The organism is Acidovorax sp., assembly GCF_034519795.1.
Taxonomy (GTDB): domain Bacteria; phylum Pseudomonadota; class Gammaproteobacteria; order Burkholderiales; family Burkholderiaceae_C; genus Acidovorax.
Window position 1 is genome coordinate 1 of the sequence record NZ_JAXHOB010000009.1, and the last position, 16,719, is coordinate 16,719.

Below are 16,719 nucleotides of genomic sequence, written 5' to 3' on the forward strand. Positions count from 1 at the left end.
TGTAGGCCTCGCCACCGCGCTCGTCGATGGTCATCATGTGGTGCATGCACATCTTGCCTTCTTCGACGCAGCGGTTGAGCACCTTGTCGTACAGGCCGTCTTCCACGCTGGCAAAGCGCTGCACGGGGTCGCGCTCGCTGGGCTTGACGAGGTTCAGGTAGGTCGCCTTGTCCAGCGGCTTGCCTTCGGTCTTGGCCTTGGCCACCCACTGCTCGAAGTCGCCCTGGCTCAGGCCGTGGAACTTGAAGGTCATGCCCGAGAAGCCCGCGCCGCTGTAGTGCGAGGCGATGCCGGGGTACACGCCGGGCTTGTTGATCACGGCGTTCAGCTCGGTCTGCATGCCGGGCATGGCGTAGATCATGCCGGCCAGGTCTGCCACGTAGAACGAGTTCATCGTGGAGGTGGCGGTGAGCTTGAACAAAATGGGGCGGTCCACCGGGGCGGCCAGCTCATTGACGGTGGCGATGCCCTGCTCGGGGTAGAAGAACAGCCATTTCCAGTCCATGGCGACGACCTGCACCACCAGGGGGGTGGATTGCGCCTCCAGTGGCTTGGTGGCCGAGATGCGGTCCAGCGGGCGGTAGGGGTCGAGCTTGTGGGTGCCGATCCAGGTCAGCGCGCCCAGGGCGATGATGATCAGCAGGGGCACGGTCCAGATCACCAGCTCCAGCGTGGTGGAGTGGTGCCAGTCGGGGTCGTAGTCCTCTTCGGTGTTGGCGGTGTTGGACTGGCGGTACTTCCAGGCGAACCACAGCGTGAGGGCGATCACCGGCACGATGATGATCAGCATCAGCAAGGTGGCCTGCACGACCATGTGGCCTTGCTGCGAGGCGACGTCGCCTGCGGGGTTGAGGACGACGGCCTTGCTGCAGCCAGCGAGGCTGGTGGCTGTGGCCGCCAACGCAAGCCATGCCGGCCCGCGAAGTTGGGGAAGTTTGAACATGTGATGGGCCCAACAAAGGCGTTTAGGGGTAAACGCGAATGACAATTTGCTGCTCAATGTAATAGAGCAGCCAAATTTGTCCATTGGACATTTTGTCCAAGGTCAAGTTTTTGCCCCTTTTTGGGGCAGCCAGCGAACACACTGCAGAACCGGAAATCCCTACGGGGACAGACTATGGGCATTTGTCCTGCAGTGACCTGGGTGAAACCGCCCTTGTCGGGCAGGGCGGCAGGGTGTAAAACGTGGGTGTATCAGTTACACAACAAGGAACCCCGTTCATGAGCAGTCCCGCCTCTGCTATCTACCCAGCGAATGGCTTTGAAGAAGGCCAGGCATCTCTCTCCCGCGCGGACACCCATGAAGACGTCACCCCCAGCGAAATCGCAGTGGGTGTGATCATCGGACGCTCGTCCGAGTATTTCGACTTCTTCGTTTTCGGGATCGCCTGCGTGCTGGTGTTCCCGTCGTTCCTGTTCCCCTTCATGTCGCGCCTGGACGGCACGCTGGCCTCCTTTGCGCTGCTGGCCGTGGCCTTCGTGGTGCGGCCCATCGGCACCGCCATCTCCATGGCCATCCAGCGGCGCTGGGGGCGGGGCACCAAGCTGACCATTGCGCTCTTCTTGCTGGGCGTGTGCACGGTGGGCATGGCCTTTCTGCCGGGCTACAAGGACCTGGGCACCACGGCCATCGTGGCGCTGCTGATTTTGCGCATCGGCCAGGGGCTGGCGCTGGGTGGCTCGTGGGACGGCCTGCCGTCGCTGCTGGCGATGTCGGTGCCCAAGCACCGCCGCGGCTGGTACGCCATGATCGGCCAGCTGGGCGCGCCCGTCGGCTTTGTGCTCGCGGCCGGCCTGTTCGCGTATTTGTATGCCAACCTCACGGTGCAGGAGTTTCTGGCCTGGGGCTGGCGTTACCCGTTCTTCGTGGCCTTTGCCGTGAACGTGGTGGCCCTGTTCGCCCGCCTGCGCCTGGTGGTGGGCCAGTCGTACACCGAGCTGCTGCAGGACCGTGAGCTGCAGCCCGTGCCCGTGCACGAGGTGATGCGCGACGAGGGCGGCAACGTGCTGCTGGGTGCCTTTGCGGCGCTGGCCAGCTTTGCATTGTTCCACCTGGTCACCGTGTTCCCGCTGTCGTGGATCACGCTGTACTCGGACCAGCCCGTCACCCAGATCCTGGGCGTGCAGATCGTCGGCGCCTTCCTGGCGGCCGGGGCCATCATGGTCTCGGGCTGGCTGTCGGACCACCTGGGCCGGCGCAAGCTCTTGGGCGGCATGGCGGTGCTGATCGGTGTGTTCAGCTTCATGGCGCCGGTGCTGCTCAACAGCGGCGAGGTGGGCAGCACCATGTTCCTGCTGCTGGGCTTTGTGCTGCTGGGCCTGTCGTACGGCCAGGCATCGGGCACGGTGACGGCCAATTTCTCGCCCAAGTACCGCTACACGGGCGCCGCCCTGTCGGCCGACCTGGCCTGGATCATCGGCGCCGCGTTTGCCCCGCTGGTGGCCCTGGGCCTGTCGGCCCAGTTCGGCCTGCTGGCCGTGACGGTGTACCTGCTGTCGGGCGTGGCCTGTACCTTGGGCGCACTGAACCTGAACCGCCGCATGGAGCGCCGCGACCGGTAAGAGCGGCGAACAAAACTCTTCTGGCGTCGTTGCCGCGTCTTGTCGTACTACCCGTACTGCCTGCGACGCAACGCCTAGCCAGAACCGCTGCGCTGAGTTTTGTTCTCCGCTCTCAGGTAGTTACATAAGAGAGAGCGAGGGGCGGGCCCACGGGAGGGCGGCCCCGCTGAGAAGCGATGCAAGAACCCGGTGGCTGCTTTGGTGGCCACCGGGTTTTTTGTATTTCAGAACCTGCTTTCAGGAGTCGCGGCCGATGATCTCGAAGAACGCCCGGATCAGGCGCATGTCCCGGCGCTCGGCCAAGCAGACCACGTGGGCGTAGGTCTTGATCTGCGCGTCGCTGATGCGCACCGCGTGCAGGCCCGCGCCGGGCACGTATTCCACCTCGGACACCGCGGCCACGCCCAGGCCCTGCAGCACGGCCTCGCGGATGATCTCGCGGCTGGCCACCTCCATCACCACCGTGGGTTGCACGCCTGCGGCCTTGAGGGCCGATTCGATGGCCTTGCGCGTGGTGGAGCCCTGCTCGCGCAGGATCAGCTTTTCGCCCTGCAGCTCCGCCGTGCGGATGCTGCGCCGGCGCGCAAAGCGGTGGTTGGCGTTGCAGAAGATCACGATGGGGTGCTCGCTGTAGGGCACCGAGACGAAGCGCTTGTCCTTGAGCACCTGTGCCAGCACGCCCACGTCGGCCGAGTAGTCGAGCAGGCGGGTCAGCACGTCCTCGGAGTTGCCGGTGCCCACCGAGATGTTGATGTCCGGGTAGCGCTGGTTGAAGGCGGCCAGCATCTTCGTGACATGCGAGGGCCCCACGGCGGCCACGCGCAGGTGGCCCGAGCGCAGCTCGCCGGCATCGCGCAGCACCTGCACGGCCTCGTGCTCCAGCCCGAAGATCTGGCGCGACAGCTGCAGCAGGCGCTCGCCGATCTCCGTGGGGCGGATGCGCCGGCCGGTGCGGTGGAACAGCTCCACCTGGTACAGCTCCTCCAGTTGCTTGACCTGGGTGGTCACCGTGGGCTGGCTCACGTGCAGGGCCTGGGCGGCGCGCGTGAAGCTGCCCTCCGTGGCCACGGCATGGAAGGATCGCAACTGTGTCAGGCGCATGGCATTCGTCTCCGTGTTATCCCGGGCCAACTATAGATTGAATGAATGCAACGGTGAAAAAAGTTGAATTTGCAAGATAGTGGCGCAGCGCCGACAGTAGCGCCATGCGTCGGGCCCCGTGAGGCATGCGCACACAAGAGGTTCAAACCCAACCCTTAGGAGACATCGATGAAATTCACGCGACGATCCCTTCTGGCCAGCACATCCCTGGTGCTGGCTCCCTCGCTGCTGGGCCTGGGTGCCAGCGCCAGGGCTGCAGCCGGCACCCTGACGGTGGGCCTGATTCCTTCCGAGGATTCGCGGGCCATGATCGCCAACAGCCAGGCGATGATGGACATGCTGTCCAAATCGCTGGGCATGCCGGTCAAGCCCTTCGTGGCGGCCGACTACAACGGCGTGATCGAGGCCCTGCGCTCCAAGCGGCTCGATGTGGCCTACCTCGGCCCCTTCTCGTATGTGATGGGCACCACCGTGGCACCCATCGAGGCCTTTGCCGTGGCCGAGACCAAGAAGGCCGGCCGGGCCTTCTACCACGCGCTGATCGTGGCCCACAAGGACAGCGGCATCAAGACGGTGGCCGACCTCAAGGGCAAGACCTTTGCCTTTGTGGACCCGACGTCCACCTCGGGCCACCTGTTCCCCAAGGCCGGCCTGATGAAGGAGGGCTTCAACACCGACAAGGATTTTGGCCGGGTGGTCTTTTCGGGCTCGCACGACTCGAACGCCGTGGCGGTGCAGAACAAGAAGATCGAGGCCGTGGCGATTGCCGACCGCATCCTGGACTCGGCCATCGCCAAGGGCCTGGCCAAGCGCGAGGACCTGGTGGTGGTGTGGAAGTCGGACCCGATCCCCGAGTCGCCCACGGTGTGGCGCAAGGACCTGGACCCGGCGCTCAAGAAGCGTGTGCAGGCCGCCTTCCTGGACGTGAAGGACATCCCCTGGTCGGACCAGGGCATGCTCAACGGTTTTCATCCCACGAACGACAAGGCCTATGACGTCATCCGCGAGACGGCCAAGATCCTGAACCTCGACCTGAGGGCCATGAAATGATCAAGATCCGTGGCCTGAACAAGCGCTACGGCGACTTCGATGCGCTCTCTGGCATCGACCTGGACGTGGCGCCGGGTGAGTTCCTGGTGGTCCTGGGCCCCTCGGGCGCCGGCAAGTCGACGCTGCTGCGCTGCATCAACCGCCTGGCCGAGCCCACGAGTGGCGAGATCCACATCGACGGGCAACTGGCGCGGCCCAGCGGCGCAAGCCTGCGCGGCCTGCGCCGCCAGGTGGCGATGATCTTCCAGCACTACAACGTGGTGCCGCGCCTGTCGGTGCAGAAGAACGTGCTGACGGGCCGCATGGGGGCGGTGCCCTCGGTGCTGTCGTGGCTGCAGATCTTTCCGCGCAAGGACGTGGCGATTGCCCTGGAATGCCTGCGCCGCGTGGAGCTGCAGGACAAGGCCGAGCTGCGCACCGACACGCTTTCGGGCGGGCAAAAGCAGCGCGTGGGCATTGCCCGTGCGCTGGCCCAGCAGCCCAAGGTGATCCTGGCCGACGAGCCCGTGGCCAGCCTGGACCCCAAGACCTCACGCACGGTGCTCAACTACCTCAAGCAGGCCAGCCGCGAGCTGGGCATCACGGTGGTGTGCAACCTGCACCAGATCGACTATGCGCGCGAGTTCGGCGAACGCATCGTGGGCGTGTCGGGCGGGCGCATCGTCTATGACGGCGGGCCCGAGGGCCTGACGGACGAGGTGCTCAAGCGCATCTACCCCGGCCTGGACGAGGGCGACGCGCGCAGCCGCAGCGCCCCTGCCGTGGCAGCCGCAGCTGCGCCCGTGCTGCGCCAGCTGGAACTTGAGGAGGCAGGCGCATGAACATCGGTTCCTACACTTTTCTGGTGGCCCGGCCCAGCGGTGGCCTGGGCTGGTGGCCGCGCATCGGCATCGGCGCGCTGTTCGTCGGTGTGCTGTGGTGGGCCGCGCGCGGCGCGCAGGTCAGCTTTGGCGAGCTGGGCAAGGGCCTGCCGTGGATCGGCGACTTCATGGGGCGCATGCTGCCACCCAACTGGGCGTTTCTGGACAAGCTGATCGTCCCGGCGATCGAGACCATCCAGATCGCCGTGTGGGGCACCTTGCTGGCCGTGGTCCTGGCGGTGCCGGTGTGCTTTTTCGCGGCGCGCAACCTCACGCCGAACGTGGTGGTCTACCAGTTCACGCGCCAGCTGTTCAACATCACGCGGGGCGTCAACGAGATCATCCTGGCGCTGATCTTCGTGGCGGCCGTGGGGCTGGGGCCGTTTCCGGGCGTGCTGGCCCTGGCGGTGCACGGCGCGGGCATGCTGGGCAAGTTCTTCGCCGAGTCCATCGAGGAGATCGACCAGGGGCCGATCGAGGCGCTGCGCTCCACCGGGGCGGGGGCCCTGCAGACCATCATCTTTGCCGTGCTGCCCCAGGTGGTGACGGCCTGGATCGCCGTGGTGCTCTACCGCTTCGAGACCAACCTGCGCCAGGCCACCGTGCTGGGCATGGTGGGCGCGGGCGGCATCGGCTTCGAACTGGTGGGCAGCATGAAGCTGTTCCAGTACCAGGACACCGCCACCTGCATCGCCGTGATCATCGCGATGGTGATGGTGGCCGACGCCATCTCGACCCGGCTGCGTGCCTGGATTCAAAAAGGAGCCCGCTGATGAATGCCGCTGTGATCGACTTCGTGCAGGCCAATGGCCGGCAATACGCCCGGCCCGCCGCGCCGGTGGTGGTGGTCTGCGTGGATGGCTGCGAGCCCGACTACCTGACCCAGGCCATACAGGCTGGCGTCGCGCCCTACCTGGCGCGCATGCAGGCCCGGGGCGGCTCGCTGATCGGGGACTGCGTGGTGCCCACCTTCACCAACCCGAACAACGTGTCCATCGTGACCGGCGTGCCGCCCTCGGTGCATGGCATCTGCGGCAACTACTTCTACGACGTGGCCGCCGACCGCGAGGTCATGATGAACGACCCCGCGTACCTGCGCGCCCCGACGCTCCTGGCCGCGTTTGCCGATGCCGGTGCGCTGGTGGCGGCGGTGACGGCCAAGGACAAGCTGCGCACCCTGCTCGGCCACGGCCTCAAGGGCATCTGCTTTTCGGCCGAGAAGGCCGACAAGGCCACGCTGGCCGAGTGCGGCATCGAGAATGTGCTGGAGCTGGTGGGCAGGGCCGTACCCTCGGTGTACAGCGCTGATCTGAGCGAGTTCGTCTTTGCGGCCGGCGTGCGCCTGATGGAGACCCGCCGGCCGGACCTGATGTACCTGTCGACCACCGACTACGTGCAGCACAAGTGCGCGCCCGGCACGCCGGAGGCCAATGCCTTCTACGCAATGATGGACGGCTACCTGCAGCAGCTCGATGCGCTGGGCGCGGTCATCGGCCTCACCGCCGACCATGGCATGAGCCCCAAGACCGATGCCGCCGGCAAGCCGCGTGTGGTCTACCTGCAGCAGGAGCTGGATGCGCAGCTGGGCGCGGGCAGCACGCGGGTGATCCTGCCCATCACCGACCCCTACGTGGTGCACCACGGTGCATTGGGCTCGTTTGCCACCATCTACGTGAATGCCGGTGCCACGCTGGAGGGCGTGCGCAGTGCGCTGCTGGCCCTGCCGGGCGTGGAGGTGGTGCTGACGCGCGAGGAGGCGGCGGCCCGCTTCGAGCTGGCGGGTGACCGCATTGGCGACCTGGTGGTGGTGTCGGACCACCTCACGGTGCTGGGCACCAGCGCGGCGCGGCACGACCTGAGCGGGCTGACCGTGCCCCTGCGCTCGCACGGCGGCATCTCCGAGCAGAAGGTGCCGCTCTTGTTCAACCGGCCTTTGAAGGGCGTTGCCCCCGGCCGGCGCCTGCGCAATTTCGACGTGTTCGACCTCGCGCTGAACCACGCCTTTTCTTCCGTCTAGAGGTTCTCTTCCATGCCACATGAATACTTCAACCCCGTGCGCAGCGTCTACGGGGCCGGGGCACTGTCGTCCCTGCCCGGGCTGCTGGCCGGCCGGCGCGCGCTGCTGGTCACCTTTCCCGAGGCGCGCCAGCTCGGCCTGGTGGCGCGCATCGAGGCCCTGCTGGGCGACCAGCTGGTGGGCGTGATCGACGATGTGCGGCCCAACCCCGACGTGGCCGAGCTCGCGGCGCTGTACGACGCCTTCTGGTCCGGCGACAGCGCTGCGGCCGAGGTGATCATTGCCGTGGGCGGGGGCAGTGCCATCGATACCGCCAAGGCCTTGATGGTGGCCACGCCGAGCGGGCGCTTCGCCGAACTGGTGGCGCTGCTGGCGTCCGGCAAGGCCTTCACGCCAGCGCGGACCAAGACGCTGATCGCCGTGCCGACCACGGCTGGTACCGGCAGCGAGGTGACGCCCTGGGCCACCGTGTGGGACCGGGGCGCGCAGAAGAAATACTCGCTGCACCTGCCCGAGACCTGGCCCAGCGTGGCGCTGATCGACCCCGAGCTCATGCTGTCGCTGCCCGCCTCGGTCACGCTGCAAAGCGGGCTGGATGCGCTGTCGCACGCGCTGGAGTCGATCTGGAACGTGAATGCCAACCCGGTGTCCGACACCTTTGCGGTGGCGGCGGTGCACGAGATCCTGGACGCGCTGCCGCAGCTGATGGGGCGCCTGGATGATGCGGCGCTGCGCGGGCGCATGGCGCTGGCGGCGCTCAAGGCGGGCATGGCCTTTTCGAACACGCGCACGGCGCTGGCGCATTCCATCTCCTACGAGATGACGCTGCGTTTTGGTCTGCCGCACGGTATTGCCTGCAGCTTTCCGCTGCCCATGGTGCTGGAGCGCGCCATTGGCCAGAGCCCCGAGCGCGATGCGGTGCTGGAGCGCGCGCTGGGCGACCTGGATGCGGCGCCCGGCCGGCTGGTGCGCTTCATCGAGGCACTGGGCGTGAGGACGCGCTTTGCTGACTACGGCGTGAGCGACGACCAGGCGCTGCAGATGGTGGCGCACGCGCTGACCGGCGCACGCGGCAAGAACTTCATCGGAACCCACACGGCAGCAGCACTCAAGGAGGCGGCATGAGTTGCATCATGGAAAGCGCGGACTTTCGCGCAGAAGCCTTGCGCATCGGCGGCGCCAAGGTGCGCACGGAGCGCAACATCGACGTCGTCAACCCCTACAGCGGCGAGCGCGTGGGCACGGTGGGCATGGCCAGCGTGGAGGACGTGCGCCGGGCGATGGACATCGCCCAGGCCTATGTGCCCACGCTGTCGCGCTACGAGCGCTCGGCCATCCTGAACCGGGCGGCGGCGCTGCTGCGCGAGCGCACCGACGAGGCGTCGAGCATCATCACCGCCGAATCGGGCCTGTGCAAGAAGGACAGCACCTACGAGATCGGGCGCGTGGCCGATGTGCTGAACTTTGGCGCCAACGAAGCCTTGCGTGACGATGGGCAGGTGTTCTCGTGCGACCTCACGCCGCACGGCAAGAAGCGCAAGGTGATCACCACGCGCGAGCCGCTGCTGGGCGTGATCACGGCCATCACGCCCTTCAACCACCCCATGAACCAGGTGGCGCACAAGGTGGTGCCTGCCGTGGCCACGAACAACCGCATGGTGCTCAAGCCCTCGGAGAAGGTGCCGCTGTCGGCCTACTACTTTGCCGACCTGCTGTACGAGGCCGGCCTGCCGGTGGAGATGCTGCAGGTGGTGACCGGCGACCCGCGCGAGATTGCCGACGAGCTGCTGACCCACCGCCACGTCGATCTGGTCACCTTCACCGGCGGGGTCGCCATCGGCAAGTACATCGCGTCCAAGGCCGGCTACCGGCGCATGGTGCTGGAACTGGGCGGCAACGACCCGCTGATCGTGATGGACGATGCCGACCTGGACAAGGCCAGCGACCTGGCGGTGCAGGGCTCGTACAAGAACTCGGGCCAGCGCTGCACGGCGGTCAAGCGCATGCTGGTACACGAGAAGGTGGCGGCCGAGTTCACCGAGCGCGTGGTGGCCAAGACCCGGGCATGGCGCTACGGCGACCCCATGGACAAGGCCAACGAGATGGGCACGGTGATCGACGAGGCCGCAGCCCGCCACTTCGAGAAGGTGGTGAACGAGGCCATCGCCCAGGGCGCGCGCCTGCTGGTGGGCAATGTGCGCGAGGGGGCGCTGTACTCCCCCACGGTGCTGGACCGGGTGCGCCCGGAGATGACTGTGGTGCGCGAGGAAACCTTCGGCCCCGTGTCGCCCATCATCACCTTCAAGAACATCGACGAGGCGATCCGCATCTCCAACGGCACGGCGTTCGGCCTGTCGTCGGGCATCTGCACCAATCGCATGGACGATGTGACCCGCTTTGCCAAGGAGCTGCAGGTGGGCACCGTCAACCTCTGGGAGGTGCCGGGCTACCGCATCGAGCTGACGCCGTTCGGCGGCATCAAGGACTCGGGCCTGGGCTACAAGGAAGGGGTGCAGGAGGCGATCAAGTCGTTCACCAACTGCAAGACGTTTACCTTGCCGTGGTGAGGGGGCGGCTAATGCCCCCTGGGCTGATGCGCGACGCCAAAGCGCTCGGTCAGGGCGGAGAGCCGCTTGTCCAGGGTCCAGAGCCTGGCGCCAGGTGTCAACAATGTGGAGGCAAGAAGGGTCAGATCGACAAGACCGCAGCCCAGGCCAAAAAGCTGTTCCCTCTCCACGAACGCCACGACTTCCGGCAAGGCTGCCTCTGAGGCTGGCTGGAGACGTTTCAGGTCGGCCATGGTCTTTGCCCGTGACGGCGGGGTTCCGCAAGCGAGCTCTCCCCAAACCATGGGATGCATCAAGGCCGAATCCAACACCAGCAATTCCACCAAAGAGGCGTTGCGTTGGCGAAAGTGATCGACCCATACGGAGGTATCGACCAGCACGCGTATCACTGTGCTGAACCTTCCCTGCGCCTGGGAACATCTGCCATGTCGGGGGTGGTGCCGCCCAGGGACGCGAGCCGCTTTGCGGCTTGAACCCGGACAAAGGTCTTGATGGCCTCCCGGATCAACTCAGCCCTGTCTATTCCAGGTTCTGCAACTTCCAGTGCTTCTTCGAACAGAGCGTCGTCAATGGTCACGGTGGTTCGCATGGTTGTTCTCCGGATGCTTTTATTGATGTGATTTTGCATCAAAAATTGCATCACTACAAAATCCAGTGCTTGGCAGAGGGACCCCTGCCGCCGTCGCTGTTAGGCTCCCTGCCTGGAGCTGCTGATTTCCGCTTGCGAGGGGGCGCCCTGTGAGGCGGGATCGGCACTGCATTGCCATGAAACGAGGGGCCTGGTAGGCCGGTCGATCAGTCCTGCGGACTGAACCCGATGATCATCGAAGACGGCGGGGCACGCCCGCCTACGTCGCGCGGCAGGGTTTCGGTTCTGTCGAGGGCGCGCAGAACAGCATCGTCCCAGGCCTTGTTGCCGCTGGATTTCACCAGGCGCTTGCCGACGATGGTGCCGTCGGGCGCCAGGCGCACTTCGACCTCGGCGCGCGGGTTGCCCGAGATCGCGTCGGGGTAGACGATGTTGGGCTTGACCTTGGCGGCCACCAGGCCGCCGTAGCCGCCCGAGGGGCCAGCGTTGCGCAGGTCACTGCCGGCGGATTTTTCATTGCCCTCGGAGCCTGCCAGCCCCTGCATGCGGCGCAGGTTGGCCTCGCGCTGGGCGGCGAGTTGCTTGGCCTCGGCCTCGGCGCGCTGTTTCTTGGCTGCGGCTTCCTTCGCGTCTTCGGCCTTGCGCTTTTCTTCGGCCAGCTTCTTTTGTTTCTCTTGCTCGGCCTTCTTCTGCTCGGCGAGCAGCTTTTCCTTCTTCTCTTTTTCGAGGCGCTCTTCGCGCTCGTCTTCCTTGCGCTCACGTTCTCGCTCGCGCTTTTCGCGTTCGAGCTTCTCGGCGCGGGCTTTCTTCTCCTGCTCCAGGCGCTTTTTCTCGCGCTCGATGGCGATGTCGGCCTCGCGCGTGTCGGGCTCCGCGGCGCGCGGTGGAGGAGGCGGCGGGGGCACCGGCGCGGGCCGGGGCTCGGGCGGCGGTGGCACGGGGGGCGTTGGCGGGGTCGGGGGTGTCGGCGGTGTCGCCTCGGGCGGCGCGGCCTGTTGGGGCACGGCGGACCACAGCTCGGCCTGCACGGCGGGCTGGTCGGAGCTGGCCTTCCAGTTCACGCCCCAGGTGAGTGCGCCGATCAGCGCCAGGTGCACCAGCACCGCCAGCGAGATGGCTCGCAGGCGGGCAGGGGGTGCGGGGGGCGCAAATTGGTCGCGGTCGTCTTGGGCGTGCATGGAGAGGGTAGAGCGTGTGCGTCGTCTTCGGTTCAATCAATCAATCAATCAGGCAGGGCGGGGCACTTCGGCTTCAGCCACCCTGTTTGACGGAGAGACCGACCCGCTGCACACCCGCCTTCTGCAAGGCGTCCATGGCCTTGACCACGTTGTCGTACATAACGCCCTTGTCGGCCGTGATGATGACAGCCGTCTCCTTGGTCTGGTTTTTCTGCCAGCGCAGCGCGGCCTCGCCGATCTCGCGCTGGCTCATGCTGCGCGTGGCCTCGGGGGTCTTGAGCTGCAGCGAGCCGTCCTTGTTCACCACGATCTGGGCGACCACCTTGGGCAGGTTGCGGCCCTTGCCCACGCTGGGCACGTCGACCATGCCGGGGGTGAGCATGGGGGCCGTCACCATGAAGATGATGAGCAGCACCAGCATCACGTCGATGAACGGGACCATGTTGATCTCGTTGATGGTGCGGCGGCCGCGGCCGCGGGATGCCATGGCGGGCATGGTGTCAGTGCCCCGATGCCGAAACGGGTTGCTGCGCGCCCAGGTTGCGCTGCAGGATGTTGGAGAACTCTTCGATGAAGGTCTCCTGGTGCGTGGCCACGCGGTCGATGTCGCGCGCGAAGCGGTTGTAGGCGATGACTGCCGGTATGGCAGCAAACAGGCCGATGGCGGTGGCCACCAACGCCTCGGCAATGCCGGGGGCCACGGTGGCCAGGGTCACCTGCTCCATGCCGGCAAAGCCGGTGAAGGCGTGCATGATGCCCCACACCGTGCCGAACAGGCCCACGTAGGGCGACACCGAGCCCACGGTGGCAAGGAACGACAGGCTGGATTCGACCACGTCCATCTCGCGCTGGAAGCTGGCGCGCATGGCACGGCGCGCGCCGTCGAGCAGGGTGCCGGCATCGGCGATGCGGCGCTCGCGCAGTTTCTGGTACTCGCGCATGCCGCTGGCGAAGATGCGTTCCATGGGCCCGGCGTTCTTGGCGTTCTGGGCGGCGCTGGCGAACAGGTCGTTGAGGCTGGTGCCGGACCAGAAATCGCGCTCGAAATCGTCGTTGAGCGACTTGATGCGCTTGAGCGCGAACAGCTTGCGGAAGATGGCGGCCCAGCTGGCGACGGAGACGACCAGCAGCAGCAGCATGACGAGTTGCACCACCCAGCTGGCCTGCAGCACCAGGCTGAGGATGGACATGTTTTGGGAATTCATGGTGTTGTGGAGAGTTGTTCCAGAAGGGTGCTCGGTATTCTCGCGGGCCGCAGGGTGGCGGCGTCCACCCAGCCGATGCGGATGGTGCCTTCGCTGAGAAGCGCGGGCGGGCTGTCGGTCATTGTCGCTTGTTGCTCTGGTTTCAGGAGCGCTTGCTGCAGTATTGTCAACGATGCGCGGCCGGCCTCTTGCAGCTGGGCGGTAACAATGAGTTCATCGTCGAGCCTGGCGGGTCGCAAGTAACGTACCTGGCTGTGGGTTACGACAAACATGCCGCCGGTTTGTTCCCTCAGGTGTTGTTGGCCGATGCCGAGGGAGCGGAGCCATTCGGTGCGGGCGCGTTCGAAGAACTTGAGGTAGTTGGCGTAAAACACTATGCCGCCCGCGTCGGTGTCTTCCCAGTAGATTCGGATGGGGAATTCAAAGGGCATCGGCTTGCCTCTTGTGTTGTGGTTGCTGTGTGCTTTGGTTGAGGGCGGGAGCCGGGATGTGCGCCCGGCGGCGCAGTAACTTTCTCTTGAGTCGCCAAGAGAAAGTCACCAAAGAGAAGGCGACCCCCAGTCTGCGTCCCCCGTACGCCCTGTCGGGCGAACGGGGGCAACCTGCGATGCTCGGGCCTGGGGTGGCGTCGCGGAACTCGCTGCGTTCCCCCTTCGGGCGAACTCCGCTCGGACAACCGCGACGAGTCAGATCACGAAGTGCGTGTGTCCTTCGGCACACGCACCCACCCCAGCTCCTGCGCTTCTCGGCGCAGCCAGCAGGGGTGGGGAGCGGGGACAAAGACGGCTGCTGCTGCGCAACTGCGCCGGGTGTCGGGTACGCGCTACGCGCTGCCGACGCCGAAGCGCAGCGACGGCGCAATGGGGCCGAGCGAAGCAATGGCCCGAGTGGAGCCCGCTCCCACCCCCTTCTGACCGTGCCGAGAAGCGCAGGGCCTGGGGTGAGCGCGTGCCGAAGGACACGCGCCTCGTCATCTGGCTTGCCGCAGCTGTTTGAGCGGAGTTCGAAGAACGCAGCGAGTTCTGCGGCACACCCCAGGACCGAGCATCGCAGGCTGCCCCCTCGTACGCAGTGCGAGGGGGACACGGGCAGCGGGGTCGCCTTTCTTTTGGGTACTTTTCTTTGGCGAAGCAAAGAACAAGTACCTCGGCCGCCGGGCCGAGACCCGGCCTCCGCCTTCAAAGCAAAAGCAGAAGCAACCACTAAGCAGATCACCCCAGCAAACGACGCAACCGAGCAACAGACTCCTCCAGCTGCGCCATCGAATTCGCAGTAGAGAACCTTACAAACCGCTCCGTCTCCGCCGTCCCGAAATCCCGCCCAGGCGTCACCGCCACATGCGCCCGCTTCATCACCTCAAAGGCAAAATCCCAACTGCCACTCACCCCAAGACGCCCCGCAGCCTCGGAACAATCCGCCCAGGCATAGAACGCACCATCGGGCATCACAGGCACCGACAGCCCCATGGACTGCAAGGCGGGAATGAAGAAATCGCGCCGCGCCTTGAACTCCGCCCGCCGCCGCTCGTACTCGGCAATGCTCTCGGCCTCGAAGCAGGCCAGCGCCGCATGCTGCGACACCGTGCTCGCGCAGATGAACAGATTCTGCGCCAGGCGTTCGACCACCGGCACCATGGCCTCGGGCACCACCATCCAGCCCAAGCGCCAGCCGGTCATGTTGAAGTACTTGCTGAAGCTGTTGATGCTGACGATGTTCTCGTCGATGGCCAGCGTCGTGTGGCTGAACTCTTCCTCGTACGACAGGCCCAGGTAGATCTCGTCGATCAGCGTGATGCCGTCGTGCGCGCGCACCACGTCGTGGATGCGGCGCAGCTCATTGGGCGCGATCGAGGTGCCCGTGGGGTTGGAGGGCGATGCCAGCAGCACGCCGCGGGTCTTTTCGGTCCAGGCGGCGCGCACCTTCTCGGCGCTCAGCTGGTAGCGCTCGGCCGCAGTGGTGGGCACGAGCACGGCCTTGCCGTCTGCGGCGCTCACGAAGTGGCGGTTGCAGGGGTAGCTCGGGTCGGGCATGAGGATCTCGTCGCCCGACTCGATGAGCGCCAGGCAGGCCAGCTGCAGCGCGGCCGATGCGCCGGCCGTGACCACGATGCGCCGGGCCGGCACGTTCACGCCGAAGCGCTGCGCATACCAGGCGCTGATGCGCTCGCGCAGGGGCTCCAGGCCCAGGGCGTTGGTGTACTGGGTGGCGCCGTCGCGCACGGCGCGGGCCGCGGCCTCCTGCACCAGGGGCGGGGCGGTGAAGTCGGGCTCGCCGATGTTCAAAAAGATCATCGGCTCGCGCGTGCCGGCCACTTCGCGTGCCAGGGCCTGTGCGGCCTTGGCCACTTCCATCACGTAAAACGGTTCGATGCGCTCGGCGCGCGAGGAAAACTTCATGGGTGGGGGTCCTGGTCCTGCCGGCGGGGCAGGGGTGGCTGGCGCGGGAGAGGGTGAGGAGGAGGCGCCGCCGGGCGGCGGCCCGGGGCAGGCAGGGGCCATCAGCCCTCTGCGCTGTCGTCGGCTGCTGCGGCGGCTTCAGGAGCCGATGCTGCGGCAGGCGCCGTGGTGGCGCCCGAGGCCTTGTCGGCCGCGACTTCGGCTGCGCGCAGGCGCGGGGCCAGGCCGTTGAGCACGGCGTTCACGTACTTGTGGCCGTCGGTGCCGCCAAACTCCTTGGCCAGCTCGATGCACTCGTTGAGCACCACGCGCCACGGCACATCCAGGCAGTGCTGGAACTCGTACACGCCGATCCACATCACGGCGTGCTCGATCGGCGAGATCTCGGCCATCTTGCGGTCCAGCAGCGGGGTGATCAGTTCGTCCATCTCGGCGGCCAGCTTGATGGAGCCGTGCAGCAGCGCGTCGTAGTGCACCGAGTCGGCCTTGTGAAAGCCGGCCAGGTCGCGTGTGAAGGCGTCGATGGCCTCGGGTGCATTGCCGCCCACCAGGTGCTGGTACAGCGCCTGCAGCGCGAATTCGCGCGCGCGGCTGCGGTTGGACTTGGAGGCCGCCTTGCGCACGCCGGTGCTCTTGAGGCCGGTGCGTGCCTGCTTGGGCGGGCGCGTCGACGGGTGGCTGTTGCCGGCGGTGGTGCCGTCGTCGCTGTTGTGGTTGTTGTTGTCGCTCATGACAGGTCTTCCAGCAGGTTGGCCATCTCCACGGCGACGCGGGCGGCGTCCGTGCCTTTCTCGGTCTGGCGCGCAATCGCCTGCTCGAGGTTTTCGGTGGTGATGATGGCGTTGGCAATCGGGATCTGGTAGTCGAGCGACAGGCGCGTGACGCCCGCGCCCGATTCGTTGGCCACCAGTTCGAAGTGGTAGGTCTCGCCGCGGATGATGCACCCGAGGGCGATCAGCGCGTCGTACTCGTCGGCCTCGCACAGGGCCTGCAGGGCCACGGGCACTTCGAGCGCGCCGGGCACGAGCACGTGGGTGATGTGCTTTTCCTGCACGCCCAGGGCCAGCAGCTCGGCGCGACAGGCTGCTGCCAGGGCGTTGGTGATGCCTTCGTTGAAACGGGCCTGCACGATGCCGATGTGCAGCTTCTTGCCGTCCAGCTTGTCCGCTGTTCCTTTTTCTGCGCCAAACATAG

18 protein-coding genes are annotated in these 16,719 nt (G+C 66.3%); 7 read left to right on the plus strand and 11 right to left on the minus strand.

Going from position 1 to position 16,719, the window contains the following annotated elements:
* Positions 1–943 (minus strand): ubiquinol oxidase subunit II (gene cyoA / locus U5N23_RS10500; RefSeq protein WP_322592762.1); only part of this gene is annotated, 943 nt, incomplete at its 3' end.
* 278 nt (positions 944–1,221) lie between these two features.
* Here cyoA and U5N23_RS10505 point away from each other — a divergent pair.
* The gene (locus U5N23_RS10505; RefSeq protein WP_322592763.1) at positions 1,222–2,562 is read left to right on the plus strand and encodes an MFS transporter; all 1,341 of its coding nucleotides are present in this window, start codon (positions 1,222–1,224) and stop codon (positions 2,560–2,562) included.
* A gap of 237 nt (positions 2,563–2,799) precedes the next feature.
* Here the strand turns inward: U5N23_RS10505 and U5N23_RS10510 are convergent, their stop codons facing one another.
* Entirely contained in the window at positions 2,800–3,663 is an 864-nt protein-coding gene (locus U5N23_RS10510) for a LysR substrate-binding domain-containing protein (RefSeq protein WP_322592764.1), read from the minus strand.
* A gap of 168 nt (positions 3,664–3,831) precedes the next feature.
* Between U5N23_RS10510 and phnD the strand changes: the two genes are divergently transcribed.
* The 6 genes from phnD to phnY are packed head-to-tail and all read left to right on the plus strand — an operon-like array spanning position 3,832 to position 10,157.
* Positions 3,832–4,713 (plus strand): phosphonate ABC transporter substrate-binding protein, encoded by an 882-nt coding sequence (phnD, locus tag U5N23_RS10515; RefSeq protein ID WP_322592765.1) that lies wholly within the window; start codon positions 3,832–3,834, stop codon positions 4,711–4,713.
* Positions 4,710–5,534: a phosphonate ABC transporter ATP-binding protein gene (phnC, locus tag U5N23_RS10520; RefSeq protein ID WP_322592766.1), complete on the plus strand. Its 825-nt coding sequence runs from the start codon at positions 4,710–4,712 to the stop codon at positions 5,532–5,534. The genes phnD and phnC overlap by 4 nt, the downstream gene beginning before the upstream one ends.
* Positions 5,531–6,346 carry a phosphonate ABC transporter, permease protein PhnE gene (phnE, locus tag U5N23_RS10525; protein ID WP_322592767.1) on the plus strand — a complete coding sequence of 272 codons (816 nt, stop codon included), beginning with the start codon at positions 5,531–5,533 and terminating at the stop codon, positions 6,344–6,346. The genes phnC and phnE overlap by 4 nt, the downstream gene beginning before the upstream one ends.
* Positions 6,346–7,590 (plus strand): phosphonoacetate hydrolase, encoded by a 1,245-nt coding sequence (phnA, locus tag U5N23_RS10530; protein WP_322592768.1) that lies wholly within the window; start codon positions 6,346–6,348, stop codon positions 7,588–7,590. The genes phnE and phnA overlap by 1 nt, the downstream gene beginning before the upstream one ends.
* Before the next feature lie 12 nt (positions 7,591–7,602).
* Complete coding sequence (psrA, locus tag U5N23_RS10535; protein WP_322592769.1) at positions 7,603–8,715, plus strand: iron-containing alcohol dehydrogenase PsrA; 1,113 nt, start codon at positions 7,603–7,605, stop codon at positions 8,713–8,715.
* A complete protein-coding gene (gene phnY / locus U5N23_RS10540) occupies positions 8,712–10,157 on the plus strand; it encodes a phosphonoacetaldehyde dehydrogenase (RefSeq protein WP_322592770.1) in 1,446 nt (481 codons plus the stop codon). The genes psrA and phnY overlap by 4 nt, the downstream gene beginning before the upstream one ends.
* 8 nt (positions 10,158–10,165) lie before the next feature.
* Here the strand turns inward: phnY and U5N23_RS10545 are convergent, their stop codons facing one another.
* The 9 genes from U5N23_RS10545 to ribH form a co-directional block, all read right to left on the minus strand.
* Positions 10,166–10,543 (minus strand): type II toxin-antitoxin system VapC family toxin, encoded by a 378-nt coding sequence (locus tag U5N23_RS10545; protein ID WP_322593219.1) that lies wholly within the window; start codon positions 10,541–10,543, stop codon positions 10,166–10,168.
* Positions 10,543–10,746: a type II toxin-antitoxin system VapB family antitoxin gene (locus U5N23_RS10550; RefSeq protein WP_322592771.1), complete on the minus strand. Its 204-nt coding sequence runs from the start codon at positions 10,744–10,746 to the stop codon at positions 10,543–10,545. Before U5N23_RS10550 ends, U5N23_RS10545 begins: the two co-directional genes overlap by 1 nt.
* A 206-nt stretch (positions 10,747–10,952) precedes the next feature.
* Complete coding sequence (gene tolA / locus U5N23_RS10555) at positions 10,953–11,924, minus strand: cell envelope integrity protein TolA (protein WP_322592772.1); 972 nt, start codon at positions 11,922–11,924, stop codon at positions 10,953–10,955.
* Between the two features lie 73 nt (positions 11,925–11,997).
* Positions 11,998–12,420 carry a biopolymer transporter ExbD gene (locus U5N23_RS10560; protein WP_322592773.1) on the minus strand — a complete coding sequence of 141 codons (423 nt, stop codon included), beginning with the start codon at positions 12,418–12,420 and terminating at the stop codon, positions 11,998–12,000.
* A 4-nt stretch (positions 12,421–12,424) separates the two neighbouring features.
* Positions 12,425–13,129, minus strand: a complete 705-nt coding sequence (gene tolQ, locus U5N23_RS10565; protein WP_322592774.1) for a protein TolQ — start codon at positions 13,127–13,129, stop codon at positions 12,425–12,427.
* Positions 13,126–13,560, minus strand: a complete 435-nt coding sequence (gene ybgC, locus U5N23_RS10570; RefSeq protein ID WP_322592775.1) for a tol-pal system-associated acyl-CoA thioesterase — start codon at positions 13,558–13,560, stop codon at positions 13,126–13,128. The genes tolQ and ybgC overlap by 4 nt, the downstream gene beginning before the upstream one ends.
* 780 nt (positions 13,561–14,340) lie before the next feature.
* Entirely contained in the window at positions 14,341–15,525 is a 1,185-nt protein-coding gene (locus U5N23_RS10575; RefSeq protein ID WP_322592776.1) for a pyridoxal phosphate-dependent aminotransferase, read from the minus strand.
* A gap of 101 nt (positions 15,526–15,626) precedes the next feature.
* Positions 15,627–16,256 (minus strand): transcription antitermination factor NusB, encoded by a 630-nt coding sequence (nusB, locus tag U5N23_RS10580; protein WP_322592777.1) that lies wholly within the window; start codon positions 16,254–16,256, stop codon positions 15,627–15,629.
* The gene (ribH, locus tag U5N23_RS10585) at positions 16,253–16,717 is read right to left on the minus strand and encodes a 6,7-dimethyl-8-ribityllumazine synthase (RefSeq protein WP_305746196.1); all 465 of its coding nucleotides are present in this window, start codon (positions 16,715–16,717) and stop codon (positions 16,253–16,255) included. The genes nusB and ribH overlap by 4 nt, the downstream gene beginning before the upstream one ends.
* Between the last annotated feature and the right edge of the window lie 2 nt (positions 16,718–16,719).

What these genes read in the sequence shown, in the direction of transcription:
- tolA (WP_322592772.1), bottom strand. Translation starts at nt 11,924, where the DNA reads ATGCACGCCCAAGACGACCGCGACCAATTTGCGCCCCCCGCACCCCCT.
- ribH (WP_305746196.1), bottom strand. Translation starts at nt 16,717, where the DNA reads ATGTTTGGCGCAGAAAAAGGAACAGCGGACAAGCTGGACGGCAAGAAG.
- nusB (WP_322592777.1), bottom strand. Translation starts at nt 16,256, where the DNA reads ATGAGCGACAACAACAACCACAACAGCGACGACGGCACCACCGCCGGC.
- U5N23_RS10505 (WP_322592763.1), top strand. Translation starts at nt 1,222, where the DNA reads ATGAGCAGTCCCGCCTCTGCTATCTACCCAGCGAATGGCTTTGAAGAA.
- phnA (WP_322592768.1), top strand. Translation starts at nt 6,346, where the DNA reads ATGAATGCCGCTGTGATCGACTTCGTGCAGGCCAATGGCCGGCAATAC.
- tolQ (WP_322592774.1), bottom strand. Translation starts at nt 13,129, where the DNA reads ATGAATTCCCAAAACATGTCCATCCTCAGCCTGGTGCTGCAGGCCAGC.
- ybgC (WP_322592775.1), bottom strand. Translation starts at nt 13,560, where the DNA reads ATGCCCTTTGAATTCCCCATCCGAATCTACTGGGAAGACACCGACGCG.
- phnD (WP_322592765.1), top strand. Translation starts at nt 3,832, where the DNA reads ATGAAATTCACGCGACGATCCCTTCTGGCCAGCACATCCCTGGTGCTG.
- phnE (WP_322592767.1), top strand. Translation starts at nt 5,531, where the DNA reads ATGAACATCGGTTCCTACACTTTTCTGGTGGCCCGGCCCAGCGGTGGC.
- U5N23_RS10510 (WP_322592764.1), bottom strand. Translation starts at nt 3,663, where the DNA reads ATGCGCCTGACACAGTTGCGATCCTTCCATGCCGTGGCCACGGAGGGC.
- U5N23_RS10575 (WP_322592776.1), bottom strand. Translation starts at nt 15,525, where the DNA reads ATGAAGTTTTCCTCGCGCGCCGAGCGCATCGAACCGTTTTACGTGATG.
- psrA (WP_322592769.1), top strand. Translation starts at nt 7,603, where the DNA reads ATGCCACATGAATACTTCAACCCCGTGCGCAGCGTCTACGGGGCCGGG.
- U5N23_RS10560 (WP_322592773.1), bottom strand. Translation starts at nt 12,420, where the DNA reads ATGCCCGCCATGGCATCCCGCGGCCGCGGCCGCCGCACCATCAACGAG.
- phnY (WP_322592770.1), top strand. Translation starts at nt 8,712, where the DNA reads ATGAGTTGCATCATGGAAAGCGCGGACTTTCGCGCAGAAGCCTTGCGC.
- phnC (WP_322592766.1), top strand. Translation starts at nt 4,710, where the DNA reads ATGATCAAGATCCGTGGCCTGAACAAGCGCTACGGCGACTTCGATGCG.
- U5N23_RS10550 (WP_322592771.1), bottom strand. Translation starts at nt 10,746, where the DNA reads ATGCGAACCACCGTGACCATTGACGACGCTCTGTTCGAAGAAGCACTG.